The sequence below is a fragment of the Mesorhizobium sp. M7A.F.Ca.US.006.04.2.1 genome, assembly GCF_004022915.1.
GTDB lineage: Bacteria > Pseudomonadota > Alphaproteobacteria > Rhizobiales > Rhizobiaceae > Mesorhizobium > Mesorhizobium ciceri.
Window position 1 is genome coordinate 1 of record NZ_RZQA01000816.1, and the last position, 2,924, is coordinate 2,924.

A 2,924-nucleotide genomic window follows, 5' to 3' on the forward strand; every position below is an offset into this window, starting at 1 on the left:
CAGTTGCACGGCGCCGCCGGCCATCAGCGTCATGGCGGTGTTCTCGTCACCACTCGAAACGATCTCGGCGATCGTCACATCCACCGCCCGCGCCACGGCGTGCTTATCGTGGTCCGGGCTGTAGGGCGGGTCGCCGAGCACGCTGACATCCATCATCACGGCGCTGCCGCCCGACTGCTCGATGCACTGTTTCATGAACAACAGCTCTTCGGCCTTTGTGTCGCCCGTGCCGATGACCAGGATGCGGGGCGCTGTCTCCGAGGGCATCAGGCCTGCCTCCTCAGGGTTTGCAGGTTCTCGCCGTTGAGGCGCATCGAAATCTCCCGTGCCGCTTCCATCACCGCAAGTCCCCGTTCCGCGATCGCGGCTGCCGTCGTTCTGGCCTTTGGCGCGGCCACCGCGATGGTGCCGAGCGCAAAGCCATCCGCCCCGCGGATTGCCGCCGCGACGCTGATCACACCTTCCTCATAGCCCTGGTCGCAGATCGAATAGCCGCGCTCGCGCGCCTCGCCCATGGATCTTGAGATGGCGGCCGGCTCGATCAGCGTATGGGCCGTGAAGGCATCGAGCGAACCCGTCAGGCACGCCTTGACGGTCTCGTCGCGGGCGAAGGCCAGATAGGCGATGCCCGACGCGGTCGAATGCAAAGGCAGCAACTGACCGATGTCGATGTTGACCCGGTTTGCCCATGCTGGATGCTCGACGTTGACGGTGACCAGCCTGTCGACGCCGAATTCCGACAAATGCACGGTCTCGGCCGTCGATGCGGCCAGGTCCCGCACCAGCGGAACGGCCGTCTGCAGGAAGGGAAAGCGCGCCTCGCGGATGCGCGCCAGCCGCGACAGGCCGGCGCCGAGGCGATAGTGCCGCGTACCCGCATCCTGCTCGACGAAACCACGGCCGGCCAGCGCTACCAGCAGCCGCCTTGTCGTCGCCTTGTCGAAGCCCGAGCGGCGCGCCAGATCGGACAGGCCGAGCTCGGGCTCGTCGACGTTGAACAGCTCCAGAAGCGAGATCGCTTTTCCGACCGTACTCAAATTTGCCTCCCGGTTCGGGACAATCATTTAACGTGTGAATTAACTTGACAGGCATCAGCATTGTTTGCAAGTCTATATTCAAAATAACGGTTCAAATAATGAACCAACCACCAGAGTGCATGGGACAGGCCATTCGGCCGGCGAACTCAAGGGTTTGCAAACAGGAGGGATCAATGACAGCAGTCTCGGAACAGGCGCCGGCCAACAGGCTGCGCAAGAACAGTCTTGGCGTCGGCGCCATCACCTTCATGGTGATTTCTGCGGCCGCCCCACTCACGGCAGTCGCCGGCGGCACGCCGCTTGGCATGCTGATGGGCAATGGCGCCGGCTTTGCCGGCACCTATCTCATCGTGACCGTGCTGCTGCTTTTGTTCGCGGTCGGCTATGTCGCCATGTCACGCCATGTCGGCAATGCCGGCGCCTTCTATGCCTATGCCGCACGCGGCCTCGGCAGCATGGCCGGCGGCGCCACGGCGCTGATCGCCATCCTGTCCTACAACGCCATGCAGATCGGCGTCATGGGCCTGCTGGGCGCCGCAACCGCCGGCCTATTCGCCGGCTGGGGCATCAACCTGCCCTGGTGGGTGTGGAGCTTCATCGCCATCGCGCTGGTCGCCGTGCTCGGCTATCGGCAGGTCGACCTCTCCGCCAAGATCCTGACGGTGCTGGTGCTGTGCGAATATCTTGTGGTGCTGATCCTCGATATCGCCATCCTCAAGACCGGCGGCGATAGCGGCCTGTCGGCGGCGCCATTCAGCTGGAGCCAGATCGTCAGCGGCTCGCCGGCCATCGCCATCCTGTTCTGCTTCGCCGCCTTCATCGGTTTCGAGGCGACGACGATCTATGCCGAGGAAGCCCGCGACCCAAAGGTCACCATTCCGCGCGCCACCTATTTCTCGGTCGTGCTGATCGGCGTCTTCTACATGCTCACGGCATGGCTGATGGCGGTCGGCGCCGGTGTCGACAAATTGCTGCCGACGCTGCAGGGATTGCAGGATCCGACGACCTTCCTGTTCGGCCTGTCCGACCGCTACGCCGGCACGATGCTTTCGCAGGCGATGAGCATCCTGTTCGTGTCGAGCCTGTTTGCCGGCGTGCTGGCGTTCCACAATGCGGTTGCGCGCTACATCTACGTCTCGGGCCGCGAGAAGCTGTTGCCGCAGACGATCGGCGTGACGCATCCGGTGCACCAGAGCCCACATGTCGCTTCCGTCATCCAGAGCGTGCTCGCCGCGGTCGTTGTCGGCCTGTTCGCCGTGCTCGGCCTCGATCCGGTGCTGGCGCTGTTTTCGTGGCTGACCAATGTCGCGACGCTCGGTGTCATCGTGATGATGGCGGTGGCATCGCTTGCCGTGGTGATGTTCTTCCGCGCCAACCCGGCGGCCCACGAGAATGCGCTGAAGACCACCATCCTGCCCGGGCTGACCTTCATCGCCTTCGTCATCATCATCTATTTGATCGTCATCAATTTCGGCAGCCTGTCGGGAGCCGGCGGTTTCCTTGGCGTGTTCCTGCCGGGGCTGGTGCTGATCGCCGCGATCGTCGGCCTGCTGCTGGCCAGCGCGCTGAAGAGCCGCGATCCGGTCGCGTTCAAAAACCTCGGCCAGCCGCTGAAAGATTGAGAAAAGCAAAGGGGCGGCATGCCACGCCGCCCCTTACACCACAAGGGGAGTGGCGGATTTGAGCTTTGCCGAAAATATCACCGTCGAGGCATTGGAAGCCGATCCCTACCCGATCTATGCAGAGCTCAGGCGCAGTGCGCCGGTCGCTTTCGTGCCGGCGGTCAATCTTTGGTTCGTCACCCGCTGGAAGGATGTCGAGAGCGTCGCCAAGTCGCCCGAGATCTTCTCCGCCGTCGTCGGCTCGTCACCAGTTTAGCGTTCCTTC

General features: G+C 63.5%; 4 protein-coding genes. 2 read left to right on the plus strand and 2 right to left on the minus strand.

Annotated elements, in window-relative coordinates; all coding sequences use genetic code 11:
* A partial coding sequence (locus tag EN925_RS30515) for a Tm-1-like ATP-binding domain-containing protein (protein ID WP_206633011.1) occupies positions 1–267 on the minus strand: 267 nt, incomplete at its 3' end.
* The gene (locus tag EN925_RS30520; RefSeq protein WP_127369102.1) at positions 267–1,037 is read right to left on the minus strand and encodes an IclR family transcriptional regulator; all 771 of its coding nucleotides are present in this window, start codon (positions 1,035–1,037) and stop codon (positions 267–269) included. The genes EN925_RS30520 and EN925_RS30515, both read right to left, overlap by 1 nt.
* A 173-nt stretch (positions 1,038–1,210) precedes the next feature.
* Between EN925_RS30520 and EN925_RS30525 the strand changes: the two genes are divergently transcribed.
* Entirely contained in the window at positions 1,211–2,659 is a 1,449-nt protein-coding gene (locus tag EN925_RS30525) for an APC family permease (protein WP_063170911.1), read from the plus strand.
* A 58-nt stretch (positions 2,660–2,717) separates the two neighbouring features.
* The gene (locus EN925_RS30530; protein WP_245487355.1) at positions 2,718–2,915 is read left to right on the plus strand and encodes a hypothetical protein; all 198 of its coding nucleotides are present in this window, start codon (positions 2,718–2,720) and stop codon (positions 2,913–2,915) included.
* The last annotated feature ends 9 nt before the right edge of the window (positions 2,916–2,924 follow it).

Coding starts and splice junctions, on each gene's coding strand:
- EN925_RS30525 (WP_063170911.1), top strand. CDS start 1,211: ATGACAGCAGTCTCGGAACAGGCGCCGGCCAACAGGCTGCGCAAGAAC.